Source organism: Cyclobacterium qasimii M12-11B (assembly GCF_000427295.1).
Lineage (GTDB): Bacteria > Bacteroidota > Bacteroidia > Cytophagales > Cyclobacteriaceae > Cyclobacterium > Cyclobacterium qasimii.
The window spans coordinates 77328-94856 of the sequence record NZ_ATNM01000036.1 but is presented as its reverse complement, the minus strand read 5'-3'; the positions used below and the strand labels follow the sequence as shown (position 1 = coordinate 94856).

Annotated in this window: 12 protein-coding genes; 5 read left to right on the top strand and 7 right to left on the bottom strand. The window is 39.7% G+C overall.

Features of this window, described 5'->3' with window-relative positions; genetic code table 11:
• The first annotated feature begins 151 nt into the window (after window positions 1-151).
• Window positions 152-4138, top strand: coding sequence for a hybrid sensor histidine kinase/response regulator transcription factor (locus ADICYQ_RS04180; RefSeq protein WP_146948000.1), 3987 nt, complete (start codon window positions 152-154; stop codon window positions 4136-4138).
• A 365-nt stretch (window positions 4139-4503) separates the two neighbouring features.
• On the opposite strand, the gene ADICYQ_RS04175 is transcribed toward ADICYQ_RS04180, so the two are convergent.
• From ADICYQ_RS04175 to ADICYQ_RS04160, 4 genes are all read right to left on the bottom strand, one after another.
• Window positions 4504-5376 (bottom strand): alpha/beta hydrolase, encoded by an 873-nt coding sequence (locus ADICYQ_RS04175; RefSeq protein WP_020890512.1) that lies wholly within the window; start codon window positions 5374-5376, stop codon window positions 4504-4506.
• Between the two features lie 340 nt (window positions 5377-5716).
• Window positions 5717-7237 carry a DUF2569 domain-containing protein gene (locus tag ADICYQ_RS04170; protein WP_020890511.1) on the bottom strand — a complete coding sequence of 507 codons (1521 nt, stop codon included), beginning with the start codon at window positions 7235-7237 and terminating at the stop codon, window positions 5717-5719.
• Between the two features lie 134 nt (window positions 7238-7371).
• Entirely contained in the window at window positions 7372-8235 is an 864-nt protein-coding gene (locus ADICYQ_RS04165) for a DUF3857 domain-containing protein (protein WP_040414415.1), read from the bottom strand.
• Between the two features lie 412 nt (window positions 8236-8647).
• Entirely contained in the window at window positions 8648-9064 is a 417-nt protein-coding gene (locus tag ADICYQ_RS04160; protein ID WP_020890509.1) for a hypothetical protein, read from the bottom strand.
• A gap of 278 nt (window positions 9065-9342) precedes the next feature.
• Between ADICYQ_RS04160 and ADICYQ_RS04155 the strand changes: the two genes are divergently transcribed.
• The gene (locus ADICYQ_RS04155) at window positions 9343-10740 is read left to right on the top strand and encodes an arylsulfatase (protein WP_020890508.1); all 1398 of its coding nucleotides are present in this window, start codon (window positions 9343-9345) and stop codon (window positions 10738-10740) included.
• 374 nt (window positions 10741-11114) lie between these two features.
• Here ADICYQ_RS04155 and ADICYQ_RS04145 read toward each other — a convergent pair whose 3' ends face one another.
• Window positions 11115-12563 (bottom strand): sodium:solute symporter, encoded by a 1449-nt coding sequence (locus tag ADICYQ_RS04145; RefSeq protein ID WP_020890506.1) that lies wholly within the window; start codon window positions 12561-12563, stop codon window positions 11115-11117.
• A 62-nt stretch (window positions 12564-12625) separates the two neighbouring features.
• Here ADICYQ_RS04145 and ADICYQ_RS29530 point away from each other — a divergent pair, with 62 nt between their 5' ends.
• A complete protein-coding gene (locus tag ADICYQ_RS29530; RefSeq protein ID WP_020890505.1) occupies window positions 12626-13321 on the top strand; it encodes a glycoside hydrolase family 3 N-terminal domain-containing protein in 696 nt (231 codons plus the stop codon).
• Window positions 13318-15714 (top strand): serine hydrolase domain-containing protein, encoded by a 2397-nt coding sequence (locus ADICYQ_RS04140; protein ID WP_020890504.1) that lies wholly within the window; start codon window positions 13318-13320, stop codon window positions 15712-15714. The genes ADICYQ_RS29530 and ADICYQ_RS04140 overlap by 4 nt, the downstream gene beginning before the upstream one ends.
• Window positions 15715-15869: 155 nt before the next feature.
• On the opposite strand, the gene ADICYQ_RS04135 is transcribed toward ADICYQ_RS04140, so the two are convergent.
• Complete coding sequence (locus ADICYQ_RS04135; RefSeq protein ID WP_020890503.1) at window positions 15870-16277, bottom strand: response regulator transcription factor; 408 nt, start codon at window positions 16275-16277, stop codon at window positions 15870-15872.
• A gap of 470 nt (window positions 16278-16747) precedes the next feature.
• Here ADICYQ_RS04135 and ADICYQ_RS04130 point away from each other — a divergent pair, with 470 nt between their 5' ends.
• Window positions 16748-17170: a Dabb family protein gene (locus ADICYQ_RS04130; protein WP_040414459.1), complete on the top strand. Its 423-nt coding sequence runs from the start codon at window positions 16748-16750 to the stop codon at window positions 17168-17170.
• A 65-nt stretch (window positions 17171-17235) separates the two neighbouring features.
• Here ADICYQ_RS04130 and ADICYQ_RS04125 read toward each other — a convergent pair whose 3' ends face one another.
• Complete coding sequence (locus ADICYQ_RS04125; protein ID WP_020890500.1) at window positions 17236-17529, bottom strand: thiamine-binding protein; 294 nt, start codon at window positions 17527-17529, stop codon at window positions 17236-17238.

Genomic DNA, 17529 nt, shown 5'->3' with positions numbered 1-17529 from the left:
AAAAGAATGAACATGAGATTTTAAGATGTAGTTACAAGAAATGTTTGAAGTAATTTTTTTAAATAATAATTACTGATTTAATGGGGTAAAGATTTTATATTTATGACAATCAAATCAGTATATTGAAAGACTGAAAAAAAGAGATTATCAATTGAAATTTCCCCACTTAAGAAAGTATTTTCTCCTTGCATTTTTGTTCTTTCTAGGATCATGGAATAGTACGTTCTCACAAATAGACCTGTCCTTTAGGCAACTTTCAGTAAATGAGGGGCTTTCTCAAAATTCAGCAGTTTCAGTTACACAAGATCAAGATGGCTTTTTGTGGATTGCAACTCAAGAGGGATTAAATCGCTATGATGGGAAAGCGTTTAAGGTATTTGATAAAAAGTTTACGGACATCACCCAGTTATCGCATTTTCAGTTGGGCAAAGTATTCGCCGATAGTAAAAATAGGATATGGATAATTCCAGATACTTCAGTACCTGAAAAATTAAATCACTCAAGAGATGAATTTCTACCAATTGCAGGGGTAAATGCCGCAAGCTGCATCAAAGAAGACAGCGATGGAAACATTTGGATTGGCAGTTTTTCAGGACAACTTTTCAAGTGGAATGAAGCCATCCAATCTTTTGAATTAAATTGGACGGACCCTTCCAGGGAAATTATTGACATTGATGTTTTTGATGTTAATAATTTGATTTTAACATTTAAAGATGCGGTGGCTGTTTGGCATATACCTACGCAATCCACCACTTTTTTGGTTTTGCCGGAAACCAATTTGAATTATTCATGTAGTAGCCTGGATTCAGCAGGTAATATTTGGATTGGGACCTTAAATGCGGGCATTTGGCTGGTGGAGAATGGGAGCTATACTGCGAGGCCCATTCAGGCATTTTTTGAAGATCATGAAGCAGATGTTTCTTCAAATATGGTGTTGGATATTAGAGAAGATTCAAAGGGAAATAGTTGGGCAGCAACCTATGGAGGAGGGGTGACCAAGTTTAACTTAAAAGAAAGATCGGCCCTCAATTATACGTATAGTAAGCAAAACCCCCGATCACTTCATTACAATGATGTACTCAGTATTTTCGAAGACTATACAGGAACCTTGTGGTTAGGGACAGATGGGGGAGGATTGAGCTTTTATGACGCTTTTCTGGAAAAATTCAACTTTTTTCATAACCAACAGGTTCCTGAAGACATCAATATAGATGTCGTCAGGGCTTTATATGTGGATGAAAATGAAACAATTTGGATAGGCACTTCAGGTAAAGGACTAACTTCTTACATTCCAAAATTGCGTTCTTGGAAAACCTATACCCGCGCAGAAAGGAGTCCGAATAGTGTCAGCAGTAACCGGGTAATGAGCCTTTTAGGTGATGGGAAAGGAAAACTTTGGATCGGGTATCAGGAAGAGGGCCTTAGTATTTTGGACCTTAAATCGGGGAAATTTCAGCATTTCAACAGTAATAGTAGGGTGGCGTTGCCGGCGAATACAGTATGGAAGATTTTTAAAGACAGCAACGAAAGGTTTTGGTTGGCTACAAGAAATGATGGATTGATTCAATTTGACCCGGAAAAAGGGGTGTTACAACAATATATGCATGATCCCAATGACTCATTTAGTATCCCGGGAAATAACATCAGGACATTGATAGAGGGTAGGGATGGTGACTTTTGGATAGGTACCGAAAACCATGGAATAGCACGGTTTGAATTAAAATCTGGTAGGTTCCATTCATTGTCTTATGAGGAAGGTAATCCTAAATCCATTTCCTCCAACAATATTAAATCTTTATTTTTTGATGGAAAGAACACGCTTTGGGTAGGCACAAATGGTGCTGGGATAAATGCATTAGATATCAATACTGGAGAAGTGACTGGTATTTCAACAAAAGAAGGCTTGGCGAATGACGTGGTCTATGGGATTTTGCCCGATGACTCCGGTAACTTATGGCTGAGTTCAAATAAGGGGATCACAAAAATTGCGGTTCTACCTTCCCAAACTCCTAATTATAACATTACCAATTACACTAATTATGATGGACTAGCTACCGAATTTAATACAGGAGCTTATTTTAGAAACACCAATGGATCTTTGTATTTTGGGAGTTTAGAGGGTTTTTATTGGTTTAATTCTGAGGATATAGCTTTCAATAAGATTCCTCCAAAAACAGCCATAACGGAATTGTATGTTTTTGACAAGCCAGTGAGTTTCAATCATGAAATCAGCTTGGCGCACAATGAAAACACGCTGACGATAAACATGGCAAGTTTGGTGTTTTCTTCACCATACAAAAATGAATTTCAATACAAACTCGAAAACCATGACAATAACTGGATTCATTCAGGAAACAACCACCAGGCAAGATATACCAATTTGGCTCCTGGCACGTATAACTTTTTAGCTAAATCCAGCAACTATGATGGTATTTGGTCTGAAGACCCTACGTCACTTCAATTTACCATACTTCCACCATGGTATCAGACCTTTTGGGCAAAACTCGGTTATTTGGTATTTTTCGCCTTGTCTTTAATTGGGGTCTATCAATACCTCAAATGGCACTGGCATATAAAATTTCATATCCGAATGAAAGAGGAAGAAGCGAGCCGTCTTTTGGAAATTGATAGATTTAAAGCCAATTTATTTACTAATATTTCGCATGAATTCAGGACCCCGTTAACTTTGATTGTAGGTCCGGTAGAAAGGCTTTTAAGCCAGTCAGAAAACCCTGTTTTCAAATCACAACTTAACCTGATAAAACAAAATTCACAGCGTTTATTAAATCTTGTGGATCAACTGCTGGAAGTTTCCAAAATAAAATCAGGAAAGCTTGAGTTAAAAATCCAAAAAGGCAATTTGGGATTATTGCTACAGTCTATCGTGTCAAATTTCTTTTATTTTGCGGCTGAAAAAGATATCAGAATTAATTCCGATATAGCTTTGATCACCGAAGTTTGGTTTGATCCTGACAAAATTGAAAAAATTGTCGGGAACCTTTTGCAGAATGCAATCAAATACGGTAAACCAGGGACAGAAGTATTGTTCCTATCTTTAAGAAAAGACAATAAGCTACTACTCTCCGTATCCAATCATAGTTCTATCAGGTACACGCAAGTAGAGGTTTCTCATTTCTTTGATAAATTCTATAAACCTGATACCAATACAGAGGGGTTTGGCATTGGCCTTCCTTTGGTCAAAGACTTGGTAGCACTTAATAATGGTCAATTTAACCTTCATTTGGAGGATAAAGATTGCTTTAGAGTCGAGATAACAATACCTCTCGAAAGGAATTCATTTCGACCCGAACAGGTAGTGGAAGAGGAATTGGATAAGGAGGACAAGGCAGATAAAGCCAATGAAACGATGGCAGGAGATGATGCCCCGCTTGTTTTGATTGTAGAAGATAATTCCAAGGTCCGCTCCTTTATAATCGGAGAACTTAGGCCATATTATAATGTTCTTGAAGCTGATAATGGTAAAGAGGGTCTTTTTTTAGCGTTAAAGAAAATCCCTGACCTAATCATTTCAGACGTTATGATGCCTGAACTCGATGGAATAGAACTTTGTCGAACATTGAAAAATGACGAAAAGACCTCTCACATCCCCATTATTCTGTTGACCGCTAAATCCGAAGAAGATAACCTACTCAAAGGTCTTGAAGTAGGGGCCGACGACTATATGCTCAAACCTTTTGGAGTCAAACAGCTGTTGTTAAGGGTAGAAAAACTGATCGAATTGCGAAGGAATTTAAGGATCAGGTATTCAGGGAAAACAAGTGTCTCCCCGAATGAAATTACCATTACGTCCATGGATGAGAAATTTCTTGAGAAAATTCAACATATTGTAGATGAGGAGCTTGGGGATTCCAATTTTACAGTTGATGAATTCTGCAAGAAACTGGGGATGAGCAGGATGCAGTTGCACAGGAAACTAAGAGCACTAACAGGGCTTTCTACGTCTGCTTTTATCCGTGACCAAAGGCTTCGAATGGCTATCCAAAGGCTTGGAAAATCGGGTGAGTCCATTTCTGAAATAGCCTATGCAGTGGGTTTCAGTTCCCCATCCTATTTTATCAAATGCTTTAAAGAAACTTATGGCGTTACGCCAAAGGATTTTTTAGAAAAGGAAAAATAGAATAAAAACGTTTATTTAGGTGTTTTCTACTACGCCTATCTATCCGCTAGAAGTTGTAATTCGTAAGTGCCTATTCTTATTGAACGCTACATGGGAAAGCTGTCTATATCACGAGGCTTCGGCTCCGCTCAGCCACCAAACAGGCTTCGGCTCCGCTCAGCCACCAAACAGGCTTCGGCTCCGCTCAGCCACCAAACAGGCTTCGGCTCCGCTCAGCCACCGAACAAGCCTCGGCCCCACCTAGGTATCAATTAAAAACATCCTTTAAAAAACCATCATGTACCGGCCATTTGCAATGGCCTTCTTATGATAAATTTTATCAGCAAAACCATCATATTTTTTAGATTTAGCAGACCTCTCGCAGCTTATTTCACTATCCCTTTAAGCCAGGATTCGGCCAATGCTGGCCAGGATTCTCCTGCAGGGTTGCCTGCCCTTAGGCCATAGCCATGTCCTCCTTTTGGTAGCAGGTGCAAGGAAACAGGTACTTTATTGTCCCGCAAGGCGGTGGCCATTACTAGCGCACTGTTGGCATGCGAGTCGTCAGCCGTAGCGAAAAGGAACATAGGGGGTGTGTTTTCGTCTACTTTCAATTCTGGGGTAAGGCTTCTGTTTTCTCCTTTGTCCAGGTAGGCAGGGTAGATCAACATGGCAAAATTAGGCTTTGAGGACACTTTGTCCTTGGCATCTTGAGGAGCATAAGAGTCTTCATTGTACATTGTTCCAGCTCGAGCGGCCAAACTTCCTCCCGCAGAAAAACCAATTACGCCAATTTTATCAGGGTCTAATTTCCAGTCATTTGCCTCACTTCTAACGATTCTGATGGCTCGCTGTATGTCATTCAAGGCGCCATCCTGTTTTTCCGGTACCCGGTATTCCAGTACGAAGGCTGTGTAGCCCAGGGTGGTTAACCATTCGGCCACCTCATGCCCTTCTTTATCGATGGCTAAAATCTTATAACCACCTCCTGGACAGACGATAACTGCAGCTCCATTATTTACACTCGCATCCGGCAAGAATACTTTTAAAGTAGGATCGGTGACATCTGTCAACCTGGTTACTTCTCCACTATGGTTGTCTGTGATGACTGCGGGGTGTTTTGGGGCTGTTTCTCCCGGTACTTTGCCAGGCCAAATGTGAATGAGCCCTTCATTTTGTGCTTGTGCTACGAAAACAAGAGAAAAAAACAAGGAGCAAAGTGTTAACAATACTTTTTTTGGCTGGAGTTGTATTTTCATGGGAGGCTTCTATTTTTGACTTTTAAGATCTATTCAATTTTAAAAATGGTTTCGTTTGCAGATACCCTACTTAAGTAATGACAAGGAAGATAACGAGGCTTGAATATACCTTAAAAAAAATATTCTACCAATAGCAAATCATAGCAATGGTGGAATCCGGTTCACTAAAAAAGCAATGATCATTATTCTTAAATCCTGATTCAGGAAATTAATAAAGGGGAATATAAATGCGCTTTATTCCTAAAACTTATGCATCGTTTTGTATCAAGCCTTTCTCTGCGCAAAATCCACCCTAAACCTCCCGGTTACAATTAAATTATGAAATTTGGTAGAAATAAGGCTATAAAACATCTCCTTTTTGCGGGATTGTTTGGGTGATTGGTACTGGGTTTTTATTGGACTTCGGTTCAATATTTCTTCTTGTCTTACAGAAAGTTGATTTTACCCTTTCAGATAGATTGAAATAGGGTATCCAGATCACTGCAGCCACGACAGCCTGTATAAGCGGCCTGTTTTCCAGCTTAAATGTGTCTTCGGTAAGAATGGTATCTACCAGGATTGCCAGCAAATTGATCACATAGAAAATGGTCATTAGCATAGGTGTATTCGTCCTTCTGGTGAAAAACAGGAGGATGAGCAATAAGGAAAATACCACAAGTAATACATTGTTAGTCAATTCAAAGGCAACGGCTTCAGTTAGTCCCATATTAGAAGCATTTAACCAAAGGGATTTGTCTAAATATCCCACCGAGAAAAAATTAATAATAATCCAAAAGGGTGTTATTATTATGCCGATGGCCGGCAATACAAGCCATCCACCAATGTTTTTGTTTTCTGCATATACCCAAGGTTGAGGGTCAAAATCTTTATAAATTTTAATGCTAAAATAGATTCCGAAAACCAATAATACCAGGACTACAAATATTGCCAAACTACTCTTTTCACCTGTTGTAACCATGGGATTGTAGGTAAGGCTAAACATCAGGTCATTTTTTATTTTTTCATGTTCGGAAAGAAATTCAGATACCTTTTCTCCATCAATAAAGCTTTCATTTAAATCATAGGTGTATTTAACTGCTATTCGCTCTCCATAGCCTTTGATTTCATTGGTGTATAAATAAGAGGAACCTTCAATTTGCCTTTCATCATCATTTACATTCCAAAGCTCAGGAAGCATTATTTGCGTTTCTTGTACAAAAGTGAAGGGATTCCCTAAGTTATAAAGACTATTTCGGGCTATAGAACTAGGGTAATTAATCATTGACTCCAAGACCAGGGGATAGATTCTGGTATAAATGAACGTTTCACCCTCATCTTGTAGCCAAAATTGTTCTATTTTATAATTTTCAACCACCAGCACTTCATTGTCGTTGAAACGATTCTCATCGTAAAACCGTATGTCTTCGGTTTCAACTATCCCTGGATATAGATTGGTGTAAAAATTAAGGTATTCCTTTTGTATGGATGAAAGGGGATTGTTTTCAAATTCAGCCCTTATATTATCTGCTTTTCCACCCCGGTAAATCGTTTTGACTTCCAACATGGCCTGCCCACCAATGCTATCAACATAAATTCTTTCCTTAATATCAATCTCAGATTTTTTCGGTTTTGGAAGGGGGATCAATTCTGAAACGTTTTCCTTTATCAGTAATCCAAGCCCATAATCCGGGAAATAATTATGATCCAGATCCCCTCCCTGACTGGAAATGGTAGGGTCAACAAAATAATCTTTATCCTCTATAGTGATGGCAACCACACAATGGTCAAAAGCACTATTGGAAGGATGGAGTTTATCAAGGTTGTGCTTTAAGGATGTATTGACCAATAAAGGAAAAGCAGTGATACCTTCTTTTTGTAACAAGGCAACCAGTAAAAGGGATTTATCCTTGCAGTCACCAAACTTCTGACGATATACTATCTCAGGCGAGTGCGGTTTATAGGCCCCAATGCCAGATTCTAACCCCAGATAACGAATTTCATCCTGTACCCAGCGAATCAGAGCCAGCGTTTTTTCCTTTCCCCCAGGGATTCCTTTATGGGATCCGGCAACCGGAAATTAGTATCCCTTGTCCTGAAAAGGGGCAGGGCCCATTGAACTACATCTGCCCAGTTTTTCTGGGTGGATATAGAAGTCATTGGCAAATCCAGGGTCCAAATAGGAAGGTTATTATCCAATTCCACCGGTTTTTCAGGCCTGCTGGTCCAACTATAAACTTTACCACTCTCTTCTTGCCGAATGGTCGGGTCCAGCTCATGGTTGATATTTTTGTAGTAGACTACCTGATTGTTTTTTGCAAAAACCCGGTAATTGATATGGTTTACAGGGATGGTAAATCCATGGTGTAAATTTGATGAGAAGTGGCCAAGGTGTACGGGATTAAAGCCTTCAATGGAATAACTTATGGCAATGACATCACCTTTTTGTACCCCATCCAAATGATATAAGGCAGTCATGCTTCCATCATACAAATGCCTTTCTTTACCAGATTCGGTGCTGGCCAAGGTGATTTTATTTAAATCCAATTGATTTAAAAATTTATTGTTCCGTTCAATCCCGATTTTATGGAAAACCAATTTCTGAAAGCTTGGGTCAAATTCGATGGATATATCAGACATTTCCTGTATTCCATCAGCAGTAAGCACTTGGTATCGATAATGATGGAAGACAGTTTGTTTAGTTAAATGGATCTGCCTTTCAAAGTCTAAATAATAATAAGGCCAGTTTTCTTCTATACCAGGCTTGGACAATGAGATTGAATCAGTCCATTCAGGAGCAGGAGACTTGGTAACGCCTGACTGAAATGCCTGAGATTGAAAGACAATGAACCCCACAAAAAAAATAATATAAACCTGTTTCATTTTCAATGACTTATAAAAAATATTGGAAATATAAGTATAGTTCAAAATAAAAACCAAGCCTTCACTACAATTTTTTTGATTAACCGGTTGATTTTGGTGGGTAGGAGTAGCATTCTCTAACCTTTACTTCTGCTGATTTTTCTACAAAGATCAAAGTCGTTTTATTTACCATGCATGATTAAACCCGAAATAGGCAATAGACCTTCTAATAACTGATAAAATCACTTCCAAATCAGTTAATCGTTGCTATTTTCGTATCTCCATAGCAATGCTATGACTCAGTCTCCAAATAGCCTGATTTTACTATCAAGGGTAATTATTCTATCCCTACATTTCGGTGTAGGCCATGCATCATTGCTCATTTTTTGGGAAATGTGATGGTCATCGATGGTAAGTGTAACCTATCGGGGATTTACTCCTCCATTTCATATTCGCTTTTCAGCACCTCGATTGTCAGAACATTGTTGTCGGAGGAGGTTATTTCCCATTCGGCTACTGTTTCGCCACCCCAAAAAGTACCTTGAATGCTGATGACATTACCATTTTTGGTCCAACTGCCTTCAAAATCACTTGTGACAATAGGAGGGGTGCCGCACCAGCCACTGTTGGTCCGGTGAATAAAAGTACCATTACTAAGAAAACGATAGCCATAAGTGTTTTCCTGCAATTCATTCACTTTTTCCAGTGTCAATCCATTTTCATTGTAAGAAATATTGCTCCAAGAGCCTATGGGGATAGGGCCAGTATCGGAGGCAGAAAGTTGTGGGTCTTCTACGCAGGAAACAATTAATAATATGGCTATAAGTAAGAGCGTAAATGGGTTTTTCATGGCTGTTTTATTTTCGTTTTATCCAAGACGTAGAGATAAATGGTTTTGTTGAGATTGAATAAAAAACCCTTTATTAATTTTGATATTTAATGCTTGTAGAGGGGGAATATTTTGGATTTTTGGGTATTAAAGTATGCTTCTAAAATGGACAGAGTGAATTTGACAAGCTTACTCCCTAAGATCCATCCTGAATTGGTATATTGTCATTAAACTAGTAGTGAAACCTGATGAGGTATTTGGAGTGGAAATAAAACAATCCATGTAAAAAATTATAACTGATGTATTTACTAAATAAAACCATGGGGCTGGTATTATTGATTTTATCGATAGGGTTCCAAACTGTCACCGCACAGCAAATCAATGATGGGGATAGGCCAAATATTATTTTTATCATGGCAGATGATTTGGGATATGGAGATTTAGGTGCCTATGGGCAGGAATTGATCCAAACCCCAAATATAGATGCCTTGGCCAATGCGGGCATGAAGTTTAGTCAAGCTTATGCCGGTGGGCCAGTTTGTACCTCCTCCAGATCTGTGCTTATGACAGGCTTGCACAACGGGCATACAGTGGCCAGGGACAATGTGCCGCATTATCCAAGTTACTTACAGGAAGGAGATGTGACCTTGGCCCAGGTGTTAAAGAATGCAGGATATAGTACAGGAGGAGTAGGAAAGTGGTCTTTGGGGGATGCCCAAATGGAAGGCCGGGCCACCAATATGGGATTCGATACCTGGACAGGATATTTAAATCAGGACCATGCCCATTATTATTACCCCAGTTACCTGGATCATGACGATAGAAAAATCCTATTATCAGATAACCCCATCTTAAGAAACAATTACAGCCATGATATTCTTACGAATGCCACTTTAAACTTTATCCGTGAGAATAGTAAGAAACCCTTCTTTTTCTATTCAGCCTATACTGTCCCCCATTTTTCAGCCCCTGAAGAAGATGAACATGGTTTAACTGTACCTTCCACCTATCCTTATACGGACAAAGACTGGCCTGAAGCTGCCAAAAAATACGCAGCCATGATTTACCGTCTTGACAAGGATGTGGGCAAAATCGTAAAACTCATAAATGAGTTGGGGATTAGAGAAAACACCTTAATTATTTTTACCTCCGACAATGGAGGACATAGCAATGCCTGGAAAGGATTCAAGACCAACGGGAAACTGAAAGGGTACAAGCGGGACCTGTATGAGGGGGGAATTAGGGTGCCTTTTATTGCCTCCTGGCCCGGGGTCATTCCAGCTGGTCAACAATCAGATGAGGTGATTGGCTTTCAGGACATGATGCCTACCTTTGCAGGTTTGTCCAATGCCTCTATACCTGAAAATATCGATGGTGTTTCTGTAGTAGAGGCTTTAAAAGGGAATGCCCTTCCAGAAAATAACCGTGTGCTCTATTGGGATTTTGGTCATACCCGCCAGAGGTATGACCAGGCCGTTAGGATTGGAGATTGGAAAGGAATCAGAAGAGGACAGGGCCAACCAATAGAAATATATGACCTTGCAGGGGATGTTTCCGAACAGCATAACCTGGCCAATGCTCATCCTGAACTGGTGAATAAAATCGACAAACTAATGCAAATGATGGTGATTCCTTCCCCCAGGTATCCTGTGGGACAAGTATACAAAGGTGGGCCAATCTGGAAAAAAGACTGGTAATAGAATGACTTTATATTTCAAGTGAAATATAAAGTCATTCTTCGTACATAATCGGACACAAATCTGTTCGGAACCGTAGCAGGAAAAGCATTACAATTGTCTTTATGGCCTTGAATAGTTATTCAAGGCCATATTTGTTCTTTGGCACTTAATTGGTCTTTATTCTTCTCAAAAATTCAATTTTATCCATGAGAATATTTACCGGAATGATACTTTGGGCCATCTTGTTGGTGCTATGCTGGCCCCTGGCCTTAATTGTTTTATTGTTGTACCCGCTTATTTGGTTGATATTATTGCCTTTTCGTTTGCTTGGTTTTGGAGTTACACTTACACTATCTATGATATTTGCCTTATTTATGTTGCCCTTTACACTTTTACGCTGATGTAGCTCCTTTGCTTGAAAGGAGTAAACCAATGTAGGTGATAGCCGCATTTACCAGTAATATTTCAAAGCCAAATTGAAAGCCGTTGAACCAAGTGGCAGCATTCCAGTCAAGTATAAAAGAGAGGAAAGGGCTTAAAAGACAAATATAAGGCACCAACTTGTCCCGGACGGCCATTTTATTGGTCAGCCCAAAGGCAAATAGACCAAGCAATGGGCCATAGGTGAATCCTGCAGCTTTAAATACCGCACTCACCACACTTCTATCGTTTACCTCATTAAATGCCACAATGGTTAAAAATACCAGGAAGGTAAAACCAATGTGGATCCATCGTCGGGTTTTGTCCTGATCGATGTTTTTGCGACCGGGTAAATCGACAATGTCTATACAGAATGAGGTGGTCAATGCCGTCAAGGCAGAATCAGCGCTTGAGAAAGCCGCTGCAGTGATTCCCAGTAAGAAAACCACGCCTGCCAGTGTGCCAAAATGATTCAGCGCTAAAAAGGGGAATAACTCATCAGTGGCTTTGGGTAAATCAATGCCATTTGCATCCGCATAGTGATAAAGGAGTACACCTAAACCTAGAAATAAAAGGTTGGAAAGGAAAAAGGTAATAGAGAACCAAAAGATGTTTTTTTGCGCCTCCCGCTGGTTGCGGCAGGTCAGGTTTTTTTGCATGACATTTTGGTCAAGACCATTCATGGCAATGGTAATAAAAATACCCCCTGCAAACATTTTAAAGAAATTCTGACTGGTATTTCCCTCCCATACAAATATGGAAGAAAGTTCGCTGTCTTTGACGATGGTAAGCAAAGCACCACTATCTATCCCAAGGTGCTGGCCTATGACGATGATGGTAATAACGACCGCCAAAAGCAAAAATACCGTTTGAAGGGTGTCGGTCCATACAATGGTTTTGATCCCGCTCTTGTAAGTGTACAACCAAATCAGCACCATTGTAGTCAATACCGAAGCATAGAAGGGTATCCCAAAGGCATCAAAAAAGGCCAGCTGTAGAACAGTGGCAGCCAGGAAAAGCCTGAAAGAAGCGCCGATGGTTTGGGAAATAAGAAAAATGGTAGCACCGGAAAGATACGCTTTCTGCCCAAACCTGGTTTTTAGGTATTCATAAATAGAAATCAGGTTGAGTTTGTAAAAAAGTGGAATCAGGACCAATCCAATAACAGCATAGCCCACCATATTCCCCATTACAAATTGTAAATAGGCCCACTGTGTATTGCCAACCTCTCCGGGAACTGAAATGAACGTGACCCCTGACAATGAGGCACCCACCATTCCAAATGCCACTAAAAACCAGGGAGATTCCCTGTTTCCGGTATAAAATGTCAGGCTGTCAGACTTTAAGGAAGTTAGGTAACTTATTAATAATAAAAGTGCAAAATAACCTGCTATTACACCAAAAACGAGCAATGGACTCATAGTTCTCTTTTTAAAATAGAATTTTTATACCCAATGATAGGCATTTTCTTTAAATCATTTTAATGAGAAGCGACAAAATTGGTATCTTTCAACTGAAATTGATAGCATTTGAAAGTATGACCAATAATAGAAAAAGTACCGGAAGTTCTTTTGGTGGAGGAAACCCTCCTAAAAAGCAATCTTTACTTGCAGTAGCAAAAAAAGGTTTGCTCATTCTAATTTTGCTTTCCATGAACATGGTTGCGCTATATGCCCAGCATCAGCGGCCACCTTTTTTAGCTGAAAAATATGACCATTGGGCAGATTCAGTATTGTCTACCTTAACTCCAGAGCAACGCATTGCGCAGTTGATCATGATCCCTGCCTATTCAAACAAAGACAAGGTGCATGTGGATTCCATTGCTGGCTTGGTGGAGAAATACGGAGTGGGAGGAATTATCTTTTTTCAAGGAGGGCCGGTGCGTCAAGCCCATATGATCAATCAATTTCAGCAATTGTCAAAGGTGCCATTGATGGTGAGCCTGGATGGGGAGTGGGGTTTAAAGATGCGCCTCGACAGTACGGTAAGGTATCCCTACCAAATGGCTTTAGGAGGATTGAATGATGAAAGCCTAATTTATGATATGGGAGCAGAAGTAGCTCGACAAGCCAAAAGGGCAGGGATTACCGTGAATTTTGCACCAGTGGTGGATGTCAATAATAATGCGAACAATCCAGTGATTGGTTTTCGCTCTTTTGGTGAAGAAAAGAAAATGTGACCAGCAAATCCCTGGCTTATATGAAAGGCATGCAGGACAATGGCTTATTGGCTTCAGCCAAGCATTTTCCTGGGCACGGCGATACGGAGGTAGATTCACATTATGGGCTTCCTGTGCTAAACTTTTCTAAAAGGCGCCTAAAAGATTTAGAATTGTATCCTTTTCAAAAATTGATGGACCAGGGATTGGGAAGCATAATGGTCGCCCACATGGAGATACCCGTTCTGGATAGTGCAGAAAACAGCCCTTCCAGTTTGTCCAAACCCATTGTTACCGATTTGTTAAAAAATGAAATGGGCTATGAGGGACTTATCTTTACGGATGCCTTAAACATGCAAGCCGTAGCTAAATACTATCCTCCAGGTAAAGTGGATGCCAAAGCACTCGTCGCAGGGAATGATATGCTGTTAAACACCATGAATGTTTCGGCAGCGATTACAGAAATAAAAGCGGCACTTGGGCGAGGAGAAATTAGCCAGGAGGAAATCGACAAAAGAGTGATCAAGGTGCTAAAAGCCAAAGCCTGGTTAGGGCTTGATAAATGGCAACCAGTTGAAACAGATCATTTAATAGCTGATTTAAATAATTCAGAAGCTAATTTTTTAGCTGAGAAGTTAACAAAGGCTTCGCTTACTCTTCTTAGGAATGAGGAACAAGTTCTACCTATAAAGGGGCTTGCCAATACAAAAATTGCAAGTCTATCCATAGGGACAAATCAAAGGACTGAATTTCAGCATTACCTTGATAGGTACAGTCCTATGGATCATTTTATATTCCCTAAAGAGGGAAGTGTAGATGACATTAACGCTCTGAAAGAGCGTCTTTCAGGCCATCAACTGGTTCTGGTGGGTATCCATGGGTTGGGGATTCGAGAGGGGAACAATAATTTTGGAATAAGCCCTGAGATGGAAACCTTGTTAAGGTCACTTATTGAAAGCCATACCGTTATCGTCAGCGTATTTGGTAATGTTTATAGTTTGGGGAAAATTCAAGGATTGGAGAATGCTGCTGGAGTCATTGCTGCCTATCAGGAGACTTCCCTGACACAGGACCTTACGGCCCAAATGATTTTTGGAGGCATTGGTGTCAGTGGTAAATTGCCCGTTACGATAAACAACGTTTTCTCCAGAGGAGATGGTTTGACGCTTGAGGGAGGGATTAGAATGGCCTATACCTCACCTGAAGGTGTAGGATTGGCTTCAAGAGACTTGGATGGCATAGATTCCATGATGCAGATGGCGATCAAAATTAAGGCCATACCTGGTGGACAAGTGCTAATGTCTAAAGAAGGCAAGGTTTTTTACCACAAAGCCTTTGGATACCATACTTATGATTCCTTGCAAGAAGTAAGGGTAGACGATTTGTATGACCTGGCATCCATTACCAAAATCAGTACCTCTCTGGCTGCTTTTATGCATTTAAAAGGCAGAGGTGAATTTGATGAAAACCAGACTTTGGGACATTACCTTAAAGCCGCCAGAGGCACAAACAAAGAGAATTTAGTCTACAAAGATATTTTAACCCATCAAGCAAGATTGCGTTCTTGGATTCCTTTTTGGATGTCCACCGTTAGGAAGAATGGAAGTTTTAAGTGGTATACCATGAAGATGGATTCCTCCAGACGCTTTCCTATCAAAGTGGCAGATAAGCTATACATTCATCGCAAGTATGACCGTAAAATTTATAAGGAAATCTTTTCTTCTCCTTTAAATGCTGAGCCGGGGTATGTTTATAGCGACTTGTCATTTATCCTTGCGCCCAAGGTGGTGGAGGAGATCACAGGGAAAGATTTTTATTCCTACCTGGAAGAAAATCTTTACAAGCCCTTGGGGGCTGGAACGCTCACGTATAACCCTTATTTAAATTTTGAAATGGATCGAATTGTGCCAACAGAGTATGATTCGGCCTTTAGGAAGCAACTCCTGCATGGTACCGTCCATGATGAAGGCGCAGCCATGCTAGGAGGAGTAAGTGGGCATGCGGGCTTGTTTGGGACGTCCAATGACTTAGCCAAGCTGATGCATCTTTATCTTTATGATGGATTATATGCTGAAGAACAATTGATAGCTTCTGGAGTGGTTCACGAATATTCCAAGTGTGTATTCTGCGAAGAAGGGAATTATAGAGGAATGGGGTTTGACAGGGCCAATAAACCAGGAGATCCAAACGGCAATGCAGCACCTAGTGCTTCTGAGAAAAGTTTTGGTCATTCAGGATTTACAGGTACCTATACCTGGATTGATCCTGAAAATGAAATCGTTTATGTATTTCTCTCAAACAGGGTTAATCCTACCAGGGAAAATAGGAATATCTATAAATTAAATGTTCGCACCAATATTATGGAGGAAGTTTACAAGGCCATGGAAAAAGCAAAACTTAGAGAACAACACTAAAGGCCGGTGTTGCTTTTTAATTACCCACTTAGAAGGTGAAATGATTTAATTGAATTTTGAGGAAGTTGTTGCTGTAAAATAAAACAGGTCTATTCATCTGGCAAAGCAGAAAAATAGACCTGTTATGAAGTAACTGCCTTAAGAAAGAATGACAATCAATATTGGCCTTCGAGTATTTTTACTTTAAGTGTTTTTACTTTGTCCAAAGTAAGGGGTTTTACAATGTAATCACTTACATAATCGTATTTTTTGGCTTTGTCCATTTCTTCCTGATTTATGGACGAAGAAATCACGAAGATTTTTATGGGGTGGTCATAGGAAACACTTCCAATTTTATCCAAAAGTTGCCAGCCATTCATTAAAGGCATATTGATATCTGTAAGAATAACATCTGGCATTTGGTCGTTGTTCTCAATTCTTTGCTGAAAATCTTCCCACGCTTCTTCACCGTTTAAGAAAAATAGAGCTTGCTTAGTAAAGGAAGTTATTTCCATGATTTTTTTTGTACCAAAATTATATAGCGGATCATCGTCCACTATATAGGTTAGCCCTATTTCACTCATAAAAAAGATTTTTTTAGGTATATCCGTTAAAGATTCAGGTTATTAATTCAACAAGCCTTTTGTTAAATTCATATGTTAAAAAGGAATTTTGAAAGATGTTGCAATCATCTCAAAATCAACGGACTCATAGCTATTTACGACGCTACGAAAATGCTGCATTGTCTCCCAGTCCAACCCCTCCAATTCCACATTAATGAGAACACTTTTCATTAATTCTACGACATAATTCATGTTAAATGTAAATTATTTAATTCAATTTATGCCTTAATAGTGTAGGTTTTTTATAAAGGGCACCATTAAATCTTGGTCCTTGCGGGAATTTTACTTTGCTTTAGTAGGCAATAAGTAAAATAAATGTTGTTTTAATTTAGTCCATATGCCAACATATTTTGATGCCAAGCATCCATTTTTGTTATTTTTCTTTTACTTTACAATTCAAAAGACATTAAAACTTAAATCTTATGCTCGCCATGAAACGATTATTTTCAATTGCAGTAATATTAATTTTGGCTGCTGCCTGCCAGCCGGGAGAGAATAAAGAGACGAATGAAAAACCGAAAGAAATGAAAGAAACTGTAAGCGCTGACAAGCCTTTGTTGAGACATGTTGTCTTATTTTCCTTTAAAGAAGAATCAAGTGCATCAGACATTGCGAAAGTAGAAGAAGCATTTATTGGCCTTCAGGCTAAAATACCTCAAATAATAGATTTTGAATGGGGAACCAACAATAGTCCTGAAGGGCTAAACAAAGGTTTGACCCATTGCTTTTTCCTTACTTTTGAAAGTGAAGCCGATAGGGATATTTATTTGCCTCATCCAGCTCATAAAGAATTTGGCGGTGTATTGGGGCCACATCTTAAGGATGTAACGGTAGTAGATTATTGGACCAAATAAACATAAAAAAAGCCTTTCGTTGAGAAAGGCTTTTTTATTATCAAGGGTAAGGTTTAATCCTGGGTTTAATGTTTGTGAGGGAGTGTTTTCTCTTCCATGCTTACATCAGTCCCTTTTCGGACCTGCATCCGGTAATAAACCAATATTTCGTCAGCTCCAGCATTCAATACAGCTTCTTGCGCTTCTTTGGCTATAGCCATCAATTTTTCTTCGGGTCCTTCCATAACGGTCTCGAATGGCGTGACCTCGTATTTCACACCTGAAGCAGCAATGACCGCAATGGCCTTGTCTACCAATTGGTAGCTGTCCAGGGTTTTGCTTTTTGGTACAATCTGAATACCAAGATTAATGTTTGTCAT